Raw genomic sequence first — 461 nt, forward strand, 5'->3', positions numbered from 1 at the left:
CTCTTCACTCATTTCAGGCAAGCTATAGATTCGATCACGCTCTTGTTTAATTGCCCACAGCTCTTTGTGGCCCATTATCACAGTATCAATAACTGAATATTCTTCGTAAGCGAATTGGTCTTGGTTTAGTTTAGCAACACGTTCATTTGGATCAGTACTTACATTACCAGCTGACGGCTCCAGTTCCCCACTTAAGATTTTCATAAATGTTGATTTACCACAGCCATTTGCGCCAATTAAACCATAGCGGTTACCTTCGCCAAATTTAGCTGAAATATTCTCAAATAACGGTTTAGCACCAAATTGCATGGTGATGTTAGCTGTACTGATGATAGCGCTACCCTCCAACGGGGAAAATCAAAGAAATAAAATTGGCTGGAGTGTAAACCAAATAGGCCTATTTTTCCATGAATTATTAGCTTTGTGGGCTATAGCTGCTGTCCATCGAAATAAGCTAATTT

The 461-nt window shown here is 39.5% G+C and carries 1 protein-coding gene; it reads right to left on the minus strand.

Translation table 11 applies throughout. The features are described from left to right. Nucleotides 1–333: ATP-binding cassette domain-containing protein (locus HR9077_RS20955; RefSeq protein WP_136069240.1), on the minus strand; the 333-nt coding region annotated here is incomplete at its 3' end. Between the last annotated feature and the right edge of the window lie 128 nt (nucleotides 334–461).

It is taken from the genome of Modicisalibacter radicis (assembly GCF_900961225.1).
In the GTDB taxonomy this organism is placed as follows: domain Bacteria; phylum Pseudomonadota; class Gammaproteobacteria; order Pseudomonadales; family Halomonadaceae; genus Modicisalibacter.